Annotated in this window: 15 protein-coding genes; 6 read left to right on the top strand and 9 right to left on the bottom strand. The window is 39.0% G+C overall.

What is annotated here, in order from left to right; genetic code table 11:
* Window positions 1–52 precede the first annotated feature (52 nt).
* Window positions 53–613 carry a PadR family transcriptional regulator gene (locus AOLE_RS08415; RefSeq protein ID WP_005306103.1) on the top strand — a complete coding sequence of 187 codons (561 nt, stop codon included), beginning with the start codon at window positions 53–55 and terminating at the stop codon, window positions 611–613.
* A gap of 2 nt (window positions 614–615) precedes the next feature.
* Entirely contained in the window at window positions 616–1533 is a 918-nt protein-coding gene (locus tag AOLE_RS08410) for an alpha/beta fold hydrolase (protein WP_005306106.1), read from the top strand.
* A gap of 47 nt (window positions 1534–1580) precedes the next feature.
* Here AOLE_RS08410 and AOLE_RS08405 read toward each other — a convergent pair whose 3' ends face one another.
* The 6 genes from AOLE_RS08405 to argC all read right to left on the bottom strand — a co-directional run bounded on the left by AOLE_RS08405 (window position 1581) and on the right by argC (window position 8025).
* The gene (locus AOLE_RS08405) at window positions 1581–2636 is read right to left on the bottom strand and encodes a 3-deoxy-7-phosphoheptulonate synthase (protein WP_013197651.1); all 1056 of its coding nucleotides are present in this window, start codon (window positions 2634–2636) and stop codon (window positions 1581–1583) included.
* Window positions 2637–3060: 424 nt separating this feature from the next.
* Window positions 3061–3423, bottom strand: coding sequence for a YnfA family protein (locus AOLE_RS08400; protein ID WP_013197650.1), 363 nt, complete (start codon window positions 3421–3423; stop codon window positions 3061–3063).
* A gap of 3 nt (window positions 3424–3426) precedes the next feature.
* Complete coding sequence (clpA, locus tag AOLE_RS08395) at window positions 3427–5703, bottom strand: ATP-dependent Clp protease ATP-binding subunit ClpA (protein ID WP_005306114.1); 2277 nt, start codon at window positions 5701–5703, stop codon at window positions 3427–3429.
* Window positions 5704–5712: 9 nt separating this feature from the next.
* Window positions 5713–6126: an ATP-dependent Clp protease adapter ClpS gene (gene clpS / locus AOLE_RS08390; protein ID WP_002121129.1), complete on the bottom strand. Its 414-nt coding sequence runs from the start codon at window positions 6124–6126 to the stop codon at window positions 5713–5715.
* A gap of 9 nt (window positions 6127–6135) precedes the next feature.
* Complete coding sequence (locus AOLE_RS08385; protein WP_081399300.1) at window positions 6136–6894, bottom strand: DUF6776 family protein; 759 nt, start codon at window positions 6892–6894, stop codon at window positions 6136–6138.
* Window positions 6895–6969: 75 nt separating this feature from the next.
* Complete coding sequence (gene argC, locus AOLE_RS08380; RefSeq protein ID WP_081399135.1) at window positions 6970–8025, bottom strand: N-acetyl-gamma-glutamyl-phosphate reductase; 1056 nt, start codon at window positions 8023–8025, stop codon at window positions 6970–6972.
* A 184-nt stretch (window positions 8026–8209) separates the two neighbouring features.
* Between argC and AOLE_RS08375 the strand changes: the two genes are divergently transcribed.
* A complete protein-coding gene (locus AOLE_RS08375; RefSeq protein WP_013197647.1) occupies window positions 8210–9733 on the top strand; it encodes a hypothetical protein in 1524 nt (507 codons plus the stop codon).
* Here the strand turns inward: AOLE_RS08375 and AOLE_RS08370 are convergent.
* Together AOLE_RS08370 and rpiA are read right to left on the bottom strand one after the other, a co-directional pair.
* Window positions 9730–10410 (bottom strand): YgjP family zinc-dependent metalloprotease, encoded by a 681-nt coding sequence (locus AOLE_RS08370; protein WP_013197646.1) that lies wholly within the window; start codon window positions 10408–10410, stop codon window positions 9730–9732. The genes AOLE_RS08375 and AOLE_RS08370 overlap by 4 nt on opposite strands.
* A complete protein-coding gene (gene rpiA, locus AOLE_RS08365; RefSeq protein ID WP_004791976.1) occupies window positions 10410–11081 on the bottom strand; it encodes a ribose-5-phosphate isomerase RpiA in 672 nt (223 codons plus the stop codon). Before rpiA ends, AOLE_RS08370 begins: the two co-directional genes overlap by 1 nt.
* A gap of 101 nt (window positions 11082–11182) precedes the next feature.
* Between rpiA and ilvA the strand changes: the two genes are divergently transcribed.
* From ilvA to AOLE_RS08350, 3 genes are all read left to right on the top strand, one after another.
* Window positions 11183–12730, top strand: coding sequence for a threonine ammonia-lyase, biosynthetic (gene ilvA, locus AOLE_RS08360; protein WP_171056849.1), 1548 nt, complete (start codon window positions 11183–11185; stop codon window positions 12728–12730).
* Between the two features lie 145 nt (window positions 12731–12875).
* A complete protein-coding gene (locus tag AOLE_RS08355; protein WP_005306134.1) occupies window positions 12876–13526 on the top strand; it encodes a potassium channel family protein in 651 nt (216 codons plus the stop codon).
* A 17-nt stretch (window positions 13527–13543) separates the two neighbouring features.
* On the top strand, window positions 13544–14881 hold the full coding sequence (locus AOLE_RS08350) for a TrkH family potassium uptake protein (protein ID WP_013197645.1): 1338 nt from the start codon (window positions 13544–13546) through the stop codon (window positions 14879–14881).
* A gap of 42 nt (window positions 14882–14923) precedes the next feature.
* On the opposite strand, the gene AOLE_RS08345 is transcribed toward AOLE_RS08350, so the two are convergent.
* On the bottom strand, window positions 14924–16075 hold the full coding sequence (locus tag AOLE_RS08345) for a phospholipase A (protein WP_013197644.1): 1152 nt from the start codon (window positions 16073–16075) through the stop codon (window positions 14924–14926).
* Window positions 16076–16086 lie beyond the last annotated feature (11 nt).

Raw genomic sequence — 16086 nt, 5'->3', positions numbered from 1 at the left:
GTTGCATAATCTCATCAGTCACACTTTACTTTTGCTTACAAACCGGATTGCTATGTCACTTCCTCATGTTTTATTAACCAGTTTGCTTGAACGACCAAGTACAGGGTTCGAACTTGCCCGCCGGTTTGATCGTTCAATCGGTTTTTTCTGGAATGCTACCCATCAGCAAATTTATCGCGAACTCAATCACATGCTAAAAAAAGGTTGGGTTTCAACTTTAGAAAATGAAATGGAAAATAGTCGAAAAAAAACCTACCAAGTTGAGCAATTGGGGCGTATTGAACTAGCTTCATGGATGACACAACAAAGTGAACCCGCGCAGCTTCGTGATGATTTAATGGTTAGATTGCGTGCTGAAGCACAATTGAGCAATAATCAGATATTACCTGAGCTGTTAAGGCATCTTGGTTTACATCAAGAGAAACTAAAACTTTATCAAAGTATTTATGATAAGGATTTTAAAGATAACGATGATCTAGATAACCGTGTTTTATACATTCACAAAATGATCTTAGAACTTGGGATTACGATGGAAAGTGAATGGATCAAATGGTTGGAACAAGTCATCCCTCAATTAAAACGCTTTGCTCAAGATAGCGTAGCCGGAGAATAGTCATGCCATATTACACCATGCCCGATCGGGAAAATTTATTTGTTCGTCGTGTTGGTCGTGGTGAACCAGTTTTGGTTTTATCTGGTCTTGGCATGCAAAGCTGGCAATGGCTTCCTTTTATTTATGCAAACCGTAAAGATTATGAGTTTATCATTCCAGATTGGCGTGGTTTCGGTGGATCAAAGAACTGTGCAATCCCTGAACAAGATGCAATTTCTAGCCACTGGCAAGATGTCGCCCATTTAATAGAACAATTAAAACTCGATAACTTTATCTTAATGGGTTATTCAATGGGCGCTACAACGGCCATGCATGGCATGAAGCATGCTCATCTGGCGCAGCAGTTAAAAGCCTATTTGCATATTGATCAAACACCAAAAATATCTGTCGATTCAACATGGGAATATGGTCTATTCGGTCCTCTGCACCCCCAGTTCAAACAATTATTAAATGATATTTATCAATTATTATCAAAGCACAAAAATGCAAAATATCTTTATGAATTATCGCTTCCAGATCGACAAGAACTGGTTCGTCTTTGGGTAGATTTTATTGAGTTACAAAGCAGCAATCCATTTAGCCCTTTAGTTTTTAAAACAGCGCTCAAACAGCCTTTTCTACAAAAATACTTATTACCAATTCAGCGTCTAGATTATTTATTTTGGTATGTCGAAAATTATCTTTATCACAATGAAGATTATCGTGAAGCCATTCAACAATTACAATGCCCAACAACCTTCTTTATTGGTCGTAACTCGACGCTTTATCCAGAAACTGGACAGACACTTATTGCACATAGTGTTGAACACGCAAAAGCAATATATTTTGAACGCTCAGGCCATACACCTTTATTAACCGAGCCGAAAAAATTTGGGCATGAAATTACTACATTCTTATCAGAACTAAAACATGCTTCTTAAAAAATAAAGGGATCTATTCGTAGATCCCTTTTTAAATCGACAAATGATTAAGCAGAATGAGCTAACTCTTTCACTTTTAATTGCTCAGAAACACTTAACAAAAGTTGCTCGGTTTTTTCCCAACCTAGACAACCATCAGTTACTGACTGCCCATACGTCATATCACAAGAAATCTTTTGGCTACCATCAACCAAATGACTTTCAATCATGACACCTTTTACTTGTGTTTTTAAACGTTCAGCAACGATTTGCTGTAAAACTTCTGGCTGACGCAATGGATCTTTACTGCTGTTGCCATGACTACAGTCAATGACTAATGCAGGAAGATTTTGTTTATGTTTTTCTCGTATTGCCTGAATTGAAGCTAAATCATAATTTGGCCCATGATTCGCTCCACGCAAGATCAAGTGCGGTAACGGATTGCCAGCGCTCTGAATCACTGAAGGCAAGCCTTGTTGATTCATTCCTAAAAATTGATGCTCATTTTGTGCTGACTGAATTGCATCTAATGCAATCTGAATTGAGCCATCTGTACCATTCTTGAAACCAATGCTGTATGGCATGTGGCTTGAAATTTCACGATGAATCTGAGACTCGCTGGTACGAGCACCAATTGCGCCCCAAGCCAATAAATCATCAAAATAACCAGTTGCCATTGGACTTAAAATTTCACTCGCAATTGGCAAACCCTTTTCAATAATTTGCAGGTAAAGTTCACGAGACCTTTCTAAACCAAGTTGTAAATTTGATGAGCCATCTAAATTTGGATCGTACATGAAACCTTTCCAACCCACAGTTGTACGCGGTTTTTCAATGTATGCACGCATCACGATAAAAATCTGATCTTTTACTTTTTCTTGTAATTTTTGCAATCTTTCAGCGTATTCAAGTACTGCAACCGGATCATGAATTGAACAAGGCCCTGTAATTACCATTAACCGAGGATCTTTGCCGATAAGAATATTTTGAATAGTTTGGCGATGTTCGGCAATTTGACGCACGAAAGAGTGTGCAAGCGGATATTTTGCTTTTAACTGGACAGGTAAACTAACTGGTGTTTCTTTTGTATTGCTTTGTGTCAATAAAGTATTTAGGGCATTCATTGGTTTTTCCTTGGGACTGCAATCTATTCAGTCCGATCATTTATTTGAGCGTTTTGGATCTATTCGTTGGTAAAGGTAAGCAAAAGTAAAACCAATAAAAGTTGCTAAAGTACGAATAAGTCATGTTGTTCATTTTAAGTTCCTCAAATCAAAAAAGATAAAGCATAAAAAAACCTGATCGGGGTTGCCGATCAGGTATTAACTGTGATGGGCAACTTTCTCATGCCCGAATACGCTCAGGCAACTATCTAAATTGCCAAAAGTAATAATAAGCGTTAGTGTTCACAGATAGATTTAACATCTTTATCTCAAATATTAAAAAATGTTCCTTAAATCTAAAATACGCATTGTTGAGAGCTTTGACAAGTCTTTTTTTAGAAAAAACTTCTTATTTTCACGCTTAAGATTTGATTCACTCATTGTATTAACGAATCAGCCCTTGTGGTTGTAAAATAATTAAGCCAGCTCCACAAAGCACGATTAGACCACCCAATATATCCCATCTTGTTAATCCAACCTGATCCACAAAACGCAACCATATGAGAGCAGTAAAAATATAAATACCGCCATATGCAGCATAAATGCGCCCAGAAGCCGCTGGATGTAAAGTCAGCAGCCATACAAAGACAGCCAAGCTCAAAGCTGTAGGTAGCCATAGCCAAGCAGACTTGCCTTCTCTTAAAATCAGATAAGGGAAATAACAACCAAGAATTTCAGCAATTGCTGTGATAATAAATAACCCGAATACACTCAGTATTCGGGTTATAGCAAGACTATCAATTAACATAAATTACGCTGGTTCTGCCGTATGATGATCTTCAAAAACTTCAAGTTTTAAGCCGACAGCTTTGCCATCTTCATTTTTCACTGATACAGCCACATTACCACCATGATCTGCAAGTTCGCCAAACAGAATCATTTCAGCTAGTGGTTTCTTCAAGTGTTCTTGAATGAGGCGTTGCATTGGACGTGCACCCATCAAGCGGTCATAACCATTTGTTGCCAACCAATCACGAGCACTTTGATCCACATCAAGTACAACTTGTTTGTCATCTAGTTGTGCTTGTAATTCTGTTAAGAATTTATCAACCACAGACTCAATCACAGTTGTTGGCAATGACTTGAATTGGATAACACTATCTAGACGGTTACGGAACTCTGGTGAGAAAGCACGTTTCATTGCTTCTTGGTTATCAGAACTATGATCTTGTTCAGTAAAACCAATACTCGCACGAGAAATACTTTCTGCTCCAATATTCGTAGTCAGGACAATAATAACGTTTCTAAAGTCTGACTTACGTCCGTTGTTATCCGTTAAAGCCCCATGATCCATGATTTGTAGCAACAGATTAAACACATCTGGATGTGCTTTCTCAATTTCATCTAGCAATAAAACACAGTGTGGGTTCTTATGAATCGCATCAGTTAATAGCCCACCTTGGTCATAACCCACATAACCCGGAGGTGCACCAATCAAACGTGAAACTGCATGACGTTCCATATATTCAGACATATCGAAACGCACAAGCTCAACACCTAACAGCTTCGCAAGTTGCTTAGTCACTTCGGTTTTACCGACACCTGTTGGGCCAGCAAAAACAAAACTACCTACTGGCTTATCTGGTGATTTCAACCCAGCACGAGACAACTTGATCGCTGAGCCTAAAGCAGTAATTGCCTCATCTTGACCAAACACAACGCGTTTTAAATCACGCTCAAGATTTTCAAGCACTGACTTATCGTCTTTAGAAACAGTTTTAGGCGGAATACGAGCAATCTTAGAAACGATATCTTCGATATTCTCTACCGTAATCAAACTATCATCGCTTTCAGCTTTCAAACGACGCTGAGCACCAGCTTCGTCAATCACATCAATTGCCTTATCTGGCAAGAAACGATCATTAATGAATTTAGCAGAAAGCTCTACAGCTGATACCAATGCCTTATCGTCATATTGTACGTGGTGGAAATCTTCAAATTTAGATTTCAAGCCACGCAAAATATCAATTGTTTCAGCAATACTTGGCTCATTGACGTCAATTTTCTGGAAACGACGTGATAACGCATGGTCTTTTTCAAAAACCTGACGATATTCTTGGAACGTCGTTGAACCGATACAACGTAAAGTACCATTAGCCAAAGCCGGTTTGATCAAATTCGAAGCATCCATTGTGCTGCCCATACTTGAGCCTGCGCCAATGATCATATGAATTTCATCAATGAATAAAATCGCATTTGGATTTTTCTTCAAAGCATTAAGCAATTGTTTTAAACGTTTTTCAAAATCACCACGATATTTGGTGCCAGCAACTAATGCACCAATATCTAAGCTATAGACTTCAGCCTGACTTAAAGGTTTAGGCGCCTTACCATTCACAATTAACCATGCTAAACCTTCAGCAATCGAGGTTTTACCAACGCCCGGATCACCGACAAGCAATGGGTTATTTTTGCGACGGCGGCACAGAATTTGAGCTGTACGTTCAATTTCTTTTTCACGGCCAATAAGTGGATCAGTTTTACCTTTTTGCGCTTCAACATTTAAGTTCAGCGTATAAAGCTCTAATGGTCCTGCATTGCCCGCGCTAGTTTCACCCTCAATATCTTCAACTTCTTCTTCAACTTGCACTTCATCTTTACGCGTCCCATGAGACAAGTATTGAGTCAATGTCAATCGATTGATTTGATGACGTTTAAGCAAATACACAGCAAAAGAATCACGCTCTGAATACATTGCGACCAAAACATCTGCACCTTCAACAGTACGATCGCCGCCACTTGATTGCACGTGGAAAATAGCACGTTGCAAAATGCGGTCGAAACTTTCTGTTGGATGAGGCGCTTGCTCGCTATTTTCGCCAAGCTTAGGAGTATGTTGTTCTACATATTCTTCTAATTCTTTACGTAAAGAAACTATATCAGCCCCACATGCTTTTAAAGCATTCACGGCCGAATCGTTGTCGAGTAGTGCTAATAATAAATGTTCAACTGTAAGAAACTCATGTCTCTTTTGACGAGCCATGCTAACAGCCAAACGTAATGATACTTCTAATTGACGACTGAGCATGTAACCCCCTTATGCTTTAGGCTCAATCTGGCAAAGTAATGGATGACCTTGCGATCGAGCGTAATTATTAACAAGGTTTGCTTTGGTCTCCGCGATGTCTCTTGGATATACCCCAGCAATACCTTTACCTTCATAGTGTACTGTTAGCATTACTTGAGTTGCTTGGTCAAGATTCATTGCAAAGTATTGTTGTAAAATTTCAATTACAAAGTCCATTGGCGTGTAATCGTCATTCATTAATACGACTGCATACAATGGCGGACGCTTGAGTTCAGGAGGTGCTGTTTGTACAACAACCTCTCCGTCATGATCTTCGTTTTGCGAATCACTTAAGCGTGGATGGAAGTGCCAATCGACATAACCAGACTGCTGAAAAGAAGCCTTAATATCTTTTAAGTTTGTTTGACGCTTATTTGTTCGCATAGGATGTTACTATTGTGAATTTGCTTCAGCTTGAGGAATTTCTGCCACGAAAGCAGAAGATGTTTCGACAGGTTTACCGCGCTGCCAACTAAAACGTTTAATAACTGGTGTATCAGAGCCGCCTGTTAAACGTACCTCAATAAATTGAGGTGTAAAACCTTTAGGCATCGTCCAACGACCTGTTAAGCGCTCGAAGTCAGTAAAGTTAAAGCTTTTAGCTTCAAGTGGTACAACTAAAACTTCTGTATCCTTAATGAGTCTTATCTCAATTGATCCTGAAGCACGGCGCTTACTTGGGCTTACCTGTACTAGATCCAACTGATATTCATAAGCATTTTCAGGCAAAGGTTTGATTGCCAAATTTTGAATAGTCAAACTTAAACCACCACGCTGCCTCAAGATATCTCGGTAGATATTACTCATACCTTCTTGCTGCGTTTTATCAGCGTTGGCCTGATTAAGAGCTTCAAACAGATCATTTGCATTTGTTACAGCAACGTCACGCTCTTGTACCGCAGCGTTCAGGCTTTTATTAACTGCATCTAAAGCTGTTTTCTGCTTTTGCACCACTTCAACCAATTGCTCTGCATCTGCATCGTAACCTACAACAGTTAAACCTTGACGGTGTCCAATTGTATAGCCGAGCGCAAGACAACCACTCATTAAAATAGCCGCACCAATAAACAAAGGTTTATTAGTATTTAAAAAATTTTTCTTTTGCAACGAACTGTCTGCCGAAGTCGTCTGTCCAGAGTTTTGCATCGTCATCTCAGTGTTTAAGATCAGAGTCAAGACACACATTTAAATCGAAATTTAAATGTGTGTGAAGCAAAAAAGAGTTTTTTATGGTAATAAACCAATCCCTTGTAAGCCTTCATCTTCATCAAAGCCGAACATAAGGTTCATATTTTGTACAGCTTGACCAGATGCACCCTTCACAAGGTTATCTTGTACCGCAAGAATAATAAGTTTATTCGGCTGCGGCTTATATAAAGCAATACGAAGCTCATTCGCACCGCGCACACTACGTGTTTCAGGCGAACTGTTAGCAGGCATCACATCAACAAATTTTTCATTTGCGTAAAATTGCTCATACAATGCCTGAATATCAGTTTGTTTTCCAGTTTCTGTCAAATCGACATAAATTGTGCTGAGCATACCGCGAATCATTGGAACTAAATGAGGAACAAATAAGAGCCCTTCAAAGCCTCCCTTTTGTCCAGAAATATTTTCTAATGCTTCAACAATTTCCGGATGATGACGGTGACCCGCAACGCCATAAGCCTTGAAGTTATCAGCATTTTCACTATAGATCATGCCTAAGCTTGCTTTACGGCCAGCTCCTGAAACACCTGACTTCGCATCAATAATAATATTTTTTGTTTCAATCAATGCTTGCGCTGATTTCAAAAGTGGCGCCAAACCTAATTGAACAGTAGTCGGGTAGCAACCAGGGTTACCAATAACTTGCGCCTGTTTAATTTTTTCGCGGTTTAATTCAGCCAAACCATATACTGAGTTTTCTAAAACGTCTGGGCAAGCATGCTCCATGCCATACCATTTTTCAAACTGCTCAAGATTTTGCAAACGAAAATCAGCAGCCAAATCAATCACTTTAGAACCTGCTGCAATCAATTCTTTTGCATGCTGCATCGCAACACCATGCGGTGTAGCAAAAAATACAACATCACACTTTTTTAAATCATCGATATTTAAATCAGAAAATTGAAGATCAGTATGTCCACGTAAATTAGGGAACATATCTGCAACTGGTTTGCCCGCTTCTGTACGTGAAGTAAGAACTCGAACCTGCGCTTTAGGATGTCGTAATAAAATACGTAATAGTTCAACGCCTGTATAACCCGTTCCACCAACAATTCCGACAGAAATCACGTGCATTACCTCAATTTTTGAATCTATACTTGTGCTGTAGTATGACAGGATGTCCAAGCTTACAAAACCATTTCATGCTTGGTAATTTTAATTTTTTTAATTTTAGCGACAATTAGATAGCACTTATTCAACTGTCAGAACTAAACAAATATCAGCAAATAAATATCAGATTTAATTTTGGAGAGCTAGGATGCTTCATCAATCAAAAGAAACAAAATTACGCACTTACCTTGGTTTAAGCACATTAATTTTAAGTGCTGCACTTGTTGGTTGCGGAGGTGGAGGCAGTAGTAGTGGTAGTTCACCAAACACTCCAACACCTGTTGATCCTACTCCCGAGGCAACAACGGATGTTACTCTTAAATCTCCTATAGAAATGCGTAATATCCAACTCAAAGTATATGACAACACCACCAACTCTGTTTTAGTCGATACTTCAATTGCGAGTTTAAATAGCTTTAATGTCAAAATTCCTACTGCTAAATTAAGTCGTTTATATCGCGTAGAAATTACGACTCAAAATTCATCTCAAGTATTTGATCCGATTACTTCAACATACCAAAATTTCTCTGGCGTTTATCATGCGTTTATTACACCAAATAGTGTAAGTGGTAGAACCCTTTTCATTAGTCCAAGCAGTGAAGCGATTTACCAACGAGCTGCTATACGCTCGGGACAACTCCCTCAAGAAACGATTGACCCAACCCGCATTGAGCAATTGCATGTAGATTTAGCTTCTCAAGATGTTTATAGATCGCTTCTTAACGCGTTTAAAGATGCTGACATTCCAAGTTTAAGTCCAGCCAATCCTCTTACAGTTTTAAATTTATTGCAGTATTCAACTAAAAAACCTAGTACATATGTGGATAGCTATCTTAGCTTTGGCTACTTACAATATTGGTCAACTTTTCATGGTGGAACAACCACATACCAAGAGCTCATTAAAAGTTTGGCAACTGATTTAAAAGATGGCTTTTTAGATGGGAAAAAACTTCAAGGTGATCAAACAACATTTACTCCTATTTTCGCATCTGCTCCAGATAATATTGATCCAGTTAAAAATACACTGTTAGATATCGCAGCTAATCAAAAAGCTACACGCGATAATTTTGCAATCAATTTAAAAGTCGCTACCTTTAAATTAGCAGATGCCCAAAGCCAATCCACTCTAGATCAAACAGGTTATGACCTGCTGCAAAAGAAACTATATTCAGGGGTCGTACCTGTCGGAAATACGACTGACTTTTTCCGCATAGATGGTGCTGGTGATTATCGTCGCGCTGTAGGTTTTAGCGGTATTACAGTGACCTGTAATGGTTCTGCCTATCCTTGCAAACAAGGTTTGACCAGCATTAATCTTTCCGACCCAAAACTACCTGCTACAGACTATCTAGTGGGTCACTACGAAGACACCACAACAGGTTGCCAGCTTAATTTCCGTGCGAATGGTCAAATCGACCTTATTAAAGGATCACAGACTTATCGCTCTGCGTTAAGTGCGGATAGTACAGATAATTTATTGCAAACAAATGCTGCAAGCTCAAGTTATTTACTCAACTCAAGTTCCGCTGAACCAAATAACTCAACGCAGCAATACAACTTTATACAATTATCAATTAAAGCAAATAAAATCGTGAGTGCTAAAGCAGGTTTAGACAGCCGAAAAGCACCAGATAACTTACAAACACCACAACTAGAATGTAGTTTTAGTTAGTTTGAGACATACCACCATGCAGGCAACGGATTTGATTTAAGTTGTCTGCGGTGTTTTTGAAAATATGGATCGTATTTTTCAACTTCAGCCCAAAAAGCTGGGCTATGGTCAAAATGTTTAGTATGAGCTAATTCATGAATAGCCACATAACGAGCAATCTCGTGTGGCATCAATACTAATCCTGCATGTAGCATAATATTATGCTGACTACTACAACTTCCCCAACGAGTTTTCGGACGGCGAATTGTACATTCTCTATAAGCCAAATGAGTGTGTTCGCTTAACTCTTTTAAAAGCTCGGGTAACTCTTGTTTTGCAAAGGCAATCACTGCACTTTGTAATGCCAAATATGGCTGCGTATCTTTAAGAAATAAACAACTGCTTTCCCAATCGAATTGAAAAACTCGATGCTGCTTTTGAACAATGACCTGAAACGGTTGGTCTTTATTAAAAAAATAAATCTCGGAAGGAATTTCAATCGATGCCGATTGAACATTTTGTTGCTTATTCCACGTCTCGGTCAACCATTGTTCAGATTGAGCCAAAAATTGCTGAATTTGTTTTTTACTACAAAACAAAGGAACTGTGAGACGGATTGAAGCAGGCTCAACACGTAAGCGCAATTTTCTTGCTCTTACGTGTCGAACGATTTTAATTTCTGGCATTTCCGCAGACATTACTGTGCAGTACGCTCTTCAATACCATTATTTGTTGCAACAATTGCAATTGTTGCAGGGTTTAACGCAAAAATACCGTTAGTCACAACACCTGGGATATTGTTGATGGTCTTTTCCAAATCAATTGCATTTAAAATATTAAGATTAAATACATCTAAAATCACATTACCGTTATCTGTTACTACACCTTCACGATAAACTGGGTCACCACCTAAACTTACCAACTTACGAGCTACAGCAGAACGAGCCATTGGAATAACTTCTACTGGAAGTGGAAAATCACGTCCGAGTTGATCAACCCATTTTGAATCATCAACAATACAAACAAATTTCTTAGCAATTGAAGCTACAATTTTTTCACGTGTTAATGCAGCACCACCACCTTTAATCATATGCATATGACGGTCAATTTCATCTGCACCATCAACATAGGCATCTAAACCACCTACATGGTTCATATCTACAACTTCAATGCCTAATTTTTTAAGGCGATCAGCAGTTGCTTGAGAACTTGCCACAGCTGCTTCTAATTGTAATTCAGGCAATAAATCAATTAGAAAATTTACGGTACTTCCAGTCCCAACCCCCAAAATGCCACCTTTGGGCAAGTGTTTTAAAGCAGCTTTCGCAGCAGCTTGTTTCTTTTCATCTTGGGTTGCATATAGACTCATGACATCACTCAACTATTTTTTGACATTTATGCACCAATAATCGGCGCAAATGCACAAGGGTTTGCTACAATAATTTCCTATTTTAAACTGTTATAGGGAAGATGAACATGCTGTCTCGTGTGGTACGACAAATTTTACAAGCAACGGTTTATGATGTTGCAATTGAAACGCCTCTCGAAGCAGCTCCACGAATTAGTCAAAAATTAAATAATACAATTCGTTTTAAGCGCGAAGATTTACAGCCTGTTTTTTCTTTTAAATTACGTGGTGCCTATAACCGTATTAGCCAGTTACCTAAAGAACAACTCGAACGTGGGGTAATTTGTGCCTCTGCTGGCAACCATGCTCAAGGTGTAGCATTGTCTGGTCAACGCCTAGGAATTCCAGCAATTATTGTTATGCCAAGTACAACTCCTGACATTAAAGTTCAAGCAGTTAAACGCTTGGGCGGTCAAGTTGTGTTACATGGTGATAGTTTTGATGTAGCAAATAAATACGCACAACAACGTGCCGAAGTTGAAGGCCTTGTATTCATTCCACCCTACGACGATGAACTTGTTATTGCTGGTCAAGGCACAATTGCAAATGAAATCTTACGTCAATGGCGTGATGTAGAATATGTGTTTGTTGCTGTTGGTGGCGGTGGCCTAATTTCAGGTGTAGCAGCTTACCTTGGTGAAGTTGCACCCCATGTGAAAATTATTGGCGTTGAATATGAAGAGTCTGCATGTTTAAAAGCAGCCTTAGAAGCCAATGAGCGCGTAATCTTGCCACATGTAGGCTTATTTGCAGATGGTACTGCTGTTGCACAAATTGGCGCTTTACCATTTGATATTATTCGTCTGCGCAAGTCTGACAACTCAGGCCCAATTGTTGATCCAGATATTGTCACTGTAAATACAGATGAAATCTGTGCTGCCATTAAAGATACATTTGACGAAAACCGCAGCATTGTTGAACCATCTGGTGCAATGGCCCTTGCTGGTATCAAGAAATATATTACCGAACATAAAATCAGCAATAAAAATATGGTATCGATTGTATGCGGTGCCAATATGAACTTTGACCGCCTACGTTATATTGCTGAACGTACTGAGTTAGGTGAACAACGCGAAGCGATCTATGCGGTGACCTTATCTGAAGAAAAAGGCGCATTCCTAGGCTTCTGCCGTGCTTTACAAGGTCGTAATATTACCGAGTTTAACTACCGAGCAAACAATACAGATGAAGCGCAAGTATTTGTCGGTATTAGCTTAAAAGGTGGTGATGCAGAGCGTCATGAAATTTTAGAGCAATTAAAGCAACAAAATTATGTAGTAGATGACCTCTCTGATGATGAGGTTGCCAAACTACATATTCGTTATTTAATTGGTGGTCACGCAAATATAGATGATGAAAGATTGTTCCGTGTTGAGTTCCCGGAACGTCCAGGTGCCCTTTTAACCTTCTTAACTCGTTTAGGCCCAACCCATAATATTACGTTGTTCCATTACCGTAACCATGGCGCAGCAGAAGGACGTGTTTTAGTAGGTTTACAAGCAACCGATGCGAAGCAGAACCCTGATGGTCTAATTGAAACTCTTGAGCAGATTAGTTATCCGTATGCTGAAATTACGAATAATGTTGGCTACAAACGTTTCTTGAAATAATCTTCAATTTTGATGAATAAGCCGACAAATTTGTCGGCTTATTCATATAATTCTTTTAATATTCCCCTCATATTTACATTGCCTCTCTTTATCTCAAAGAAAATATCCTTAAAAATAAACGTCTAATCAGGAAACAAGGATCAATATGGCACAGTTTGCAGTCATTGGCTTAGGAAGTTTTGGAGCAACTGTTGCTCAAGAGCTCACAAAATTAAATCATGATGTTATTGGCATTGATACGGTAAAAAAGAATGTTGAAAATCTTGCCGACGTTTTAACTCATGCCGTCATTGCCGATGCGACTGACGAACACGTACTTGATGAACTTAATATTCAAAACTGTGATGCAGTTGTGGTCGCAATTGGTGAGGATATTGAAGCAAGTATCTTGTGTGTACTCAATTTAAAAAATTTAGGTATAGATAAGATTTGGGTAAAGGCAAAAACCAAAGCACATCACACCATTTTGTCGCACCTCAATATCAATAAAATTATTCATCCTGAAGAAGATATGGGGGTACGAGTTGCCCAAGCACTGAACTATCCAATGGTTAGTCGCTATATGTCTTTAGAAGACGATCACTACATTATAAAAATTGAAATTCCTGACAAGCTTAATGGCATTAACTTATATGGCATTATGCAGCAAGCGCCACAGGTTAAAACATTGCTCGTAAAAAGACAGCAGCAAATTTTGTTTGAGACCGAAGAAAATTTCACATTGCAAACACATGACATTCTTATTTTAGAAGGTCATTTACCGCAATTAAAGAAACTTTCTCATTGCTTCACATAAGAGGCGAAATCTAGAATATGTCTATATATCCCAAGCCCAATAAAACATTAAATTTAAGCCCTCCTTCACTCTTGGCATTGGGTTTTTTGGGCTTTATTATTTTTGGCACTTTATTATTAAAACTGCCATTTGCCAATACAGGTCATGTGAGCTGGATGGATGCACTCTTTACAGCCACCTCAGCAGTCACAATTACTGGTTTATCTGTTTTAAATATTCATGAGTCTTTCACCCTGTTCGGACAGACCATTATTCTATTGCTGATTCAATCGGGTGGTTTGGGTTTCATGACTTTTGCCATCTTAGCTGCATTAAGTTTGTCACCCAAAGTTGGTCTTAAACAACAAATGATGGCTCAAGATAGTCTCGGTCAGACAAGCCTCTCAAAGGTGACGTTTGTTGCTAAAGGAGTTGTTACTTACACTCTTATTTTTGAGCTTATTGGTACAATTATTCTCACTATTGCTTTTACACCGTCTTACGGCTTTGCACGTGGATTGTACTATGCAGTTTTTTACAGCATTTCGTCATTTAACAATGCTGGTTTTTCATTATTTTCTAACAGCTTAATCAGCTTTCAAAGCAATTATATGATTTGTATAACTGTTAGCATACTTTACACCTTGGGTGGCCTTGGCTTTTTAGTCCTCATGGACATTAAGCAAAATAAAAAATGGAAAAAACTCACTCCGAATAGCAAGCTGATCCTTACAACGATTACAGTGATTAACCTGATTGCCTTTATTTTAATTTGGGCTTTAGAAGCTCAAAATCCTCATACCCTAGGAGTGCTCAGTGTAGGTGATCAAGCGTTAAATGCTTGGTTTCAAGCCACTGTTCCGCGCTCATCAGGGTTTAATACTATTGATACAGGCGCAATGACCAACAGCAGCTCGTTACTCATGATGTTGCTTATGTTTATTGGTGGTGGCTCACTCAGTACAGCTGGTGGAATTAAAGTTGGGACCTTTGTCATTTTAGTACTCAGTGTGATTTCATTTTTACGTCGCACAGATGAAATCCGAATATTTAATCATTCAGTCGCACACGAAACGACGTATAAAGCATTAGCAGTGACTGCAATTACAAGCATACTCATTTTCATGGGATTCTTTATTATTTTGCTTTTAGAGCCTAAAGCAGACTTTATGAACTTGCTTTTTGAGGTTGTTTCCGCAGCTTGTACAGTGGGGCTTTCTCGTGGAATCACGCCAGAGCTGCATAATGGGAGTTTATTCATTTTAAGCTTACTAATGTTTGCTGGGCGACTCGGTCCATTAACACTAGCTTATTTAATTGCCACACCGAAAAAAAGTCGGCTCAAACATCCCCAAGCCAACATTCAAATTGGATAATAAAAAAGCCGCTTTTAAAGCGGCTTTTTTACAAGTAAAAACTTAGTACCAGTTCATGAGTGAAACACCCAAGCCCGCGTAGGTTGCTCGGTGATTATAGTCAATTAAGCTTTCACCGTAACCATTAAACAACTGGAAGTGTCCACGCAGTTTGCCACTGATTGGAAAAGCCCAATCAAATTGAACTGCGCCATGAGAATCATCACCGCCTTTCAGTGAATGACGCAGCATTAAAGAGAAATCATTCTGCTTCCACTTATAAAATGCTGTTAAATCACCACGACCAACGTAATCTTCAATATCGGGGTTATTATCATCTTTGCTGTCTTCTTCCAGACGAATCCATGGACGAAGCATTACAGCAAAGTTACCGCGCTCTAACCCAACGTTAAAAATCACACGGTTCCAGCTACGAGATAATGGATCTGAACGACCATTTGATTGGTGGTTTAAAGTAACCCCAAGCAAACGCCCATCTAAACCAAGCAATTCATAGTTTGTTCTAAACATTAAACTTGCTTCAGGCTCATAATTCGTTTCACGGAAAGGACGAGACTCTTCTGCATTAAATGTCTGCCAACGTGAAGATTGGGTATAACCTACCCACAAATCACCATTATTACCAAAAATATTTTCCCAAGCTTTGGTCTTTAAAGAAATCTGAAATTTACTTTCTGTTGATTTCAGATTTTGGGCTGTATGTTCTACATTGTTTGGATTTGGGCTAGTAGGTAATTCATTTTTATCACTGGTCCAGAATACAGGTAGTAAATAGACAGGCTGATAAGCACGAATATTCCAAACCCCTAATTTACTCTCTTCAGATAGCTCCCAACGTTGATCTAGCAGAGAGGTAGTAGGTTGAAGTTTTGGGGCTTTGCCAATTATTTTGATATTACTCACTGTATCTACCACCTTCTCTTTAAAGGTTTCAGGTGGAACAGCAGGTGCATCAATTTTTTTAACAGGCTCTGGTACAGCCGCAGCTTGAATAACTGGTAAAGCTGACGGTTTAAATACAGAGTCATAACAAGCCAGACGATCGGCATTCGAAGCAAGAGCAACACATGCATCTACTGTCGCGGGGGTTACAGGTGCCAAGGTGTCAGCATATGTCACAGACGCACACAAACAGCTAAGCACGATTCCCATGCTTAGCTGTAAAGATGTGCGTTCAAATTGTCTGAACGCCATGTTCATCTCCA

Origin of the sequence: Acinetobacter oleivorans DR1, assembly GCF_000196795.1 — a bacterium.
Classification (GTDB): Bacteria; Pseudomonadota; Gammaproteobacteria; order Pseudomonadales; family Moraxellaceae; genus Acinetobacter; species Acinetobacter oleivorans.
This window is presented reverse-complemented; position numbering and strand designations above follow the sequence as displayed.

Coding starts and splice junctions, on each gene's coding strand:
- AOLE_RS08375 (WP_013197647.1), top strand. CDS start 8,210: ATGCTTCATCAATCAAAAGAAACAAAATTACGCACTTACCTTGGTTTA.
- AOLE_RS08350 (WP_013197645.1), top strand. CDS start 13,544: ATGTCTATATATCCCAAGCCCAATAAAACATTAAATTTAAGCCCTCCT.
- AOLE_RS08415 (WP_005306103.1), top strand. CDS start 53: ATGTCACTTCCTCATGTTTTATTAACCAGTTTGCTTGAACGACCAAGT.
- AOLE_RS08355 (WP_005306134.1), top strand. CDS start 12,876: ATGGCACAGTTTGCAGTCATTGGCTTAGGAAGTTTTGGAGCAACTGTT.
- ilvA (WP_171056849.1), top strand. CDS start 11,183: ATGAACATGCTGTCTCGTGTGGTACGACAAATTTTACAAGCAACGGTT.
- AOLE_RS08410 (WP_005306106.1), top strand. CDS start 616: ATGCCATATTACACCATGCCCGATCGGGAAAATTTATTTGTTCGTCGT.
- clpS (WP_002121129.1), bottom strand. CDS start 6,126: ATGCGAACAAATAAGCGTCAAACAAACTTAAAAGATATTAAGGCTTCT.
- AOLE_RS08345 (WP_013197644.1), bottom strand. CDS start 16,075: ATGGCGTTCAGACAATTTGAACGCACATCTTTACAGCTAAGCATGGGA.
- AOLE_RS08400 (WP_013197650.1), bottom strand. CDS start 3,423: ATGTTAATTGATAGTCTTGCTATAACCCGAATACTGAGTGTATTCGGG.
- rpiA (WP_004791976.1), bottom strand. CDS start 11,081: ATGAGTCTATATGCAACCCAAGATGAAAAGAAACAAGCTGCTGCGAAA.
- argC (WP_081399135.1), bottom strand. CDS start 8,025: ATGCACGTGATTTCTGTCGGAATTGTTGGTGGAACGGGTTATACAGGC.
- AOLE_RS08405 (WP_013197651.1), bottom strand. CDS start 2,636: ATGAATGCCCTAAATACTTTATTGACACAAAGCAATACAAAAGAAACA.
- AOLE_RS08370 (WP_013197646.1), bottom strand. CDS start 10,410: ATGTCTGCGGAAATGCCAGAAATTAAAATCGTTCGACACGTAAGAGCA.
- clpA (WP_005306114.1), bottom strand. CDS start 5,703: ATGCTCAGTCGTCAATTAGAAGTATCATTACGTTTGGCTGTTAGCATG.
- AOLE_RS08385 (WP_081399300.1), bottom strand. CDS start 6,894: ATGACGATGCAAAACTCTGGACAGACGACTTCGGCAGACAGTTCGTTG.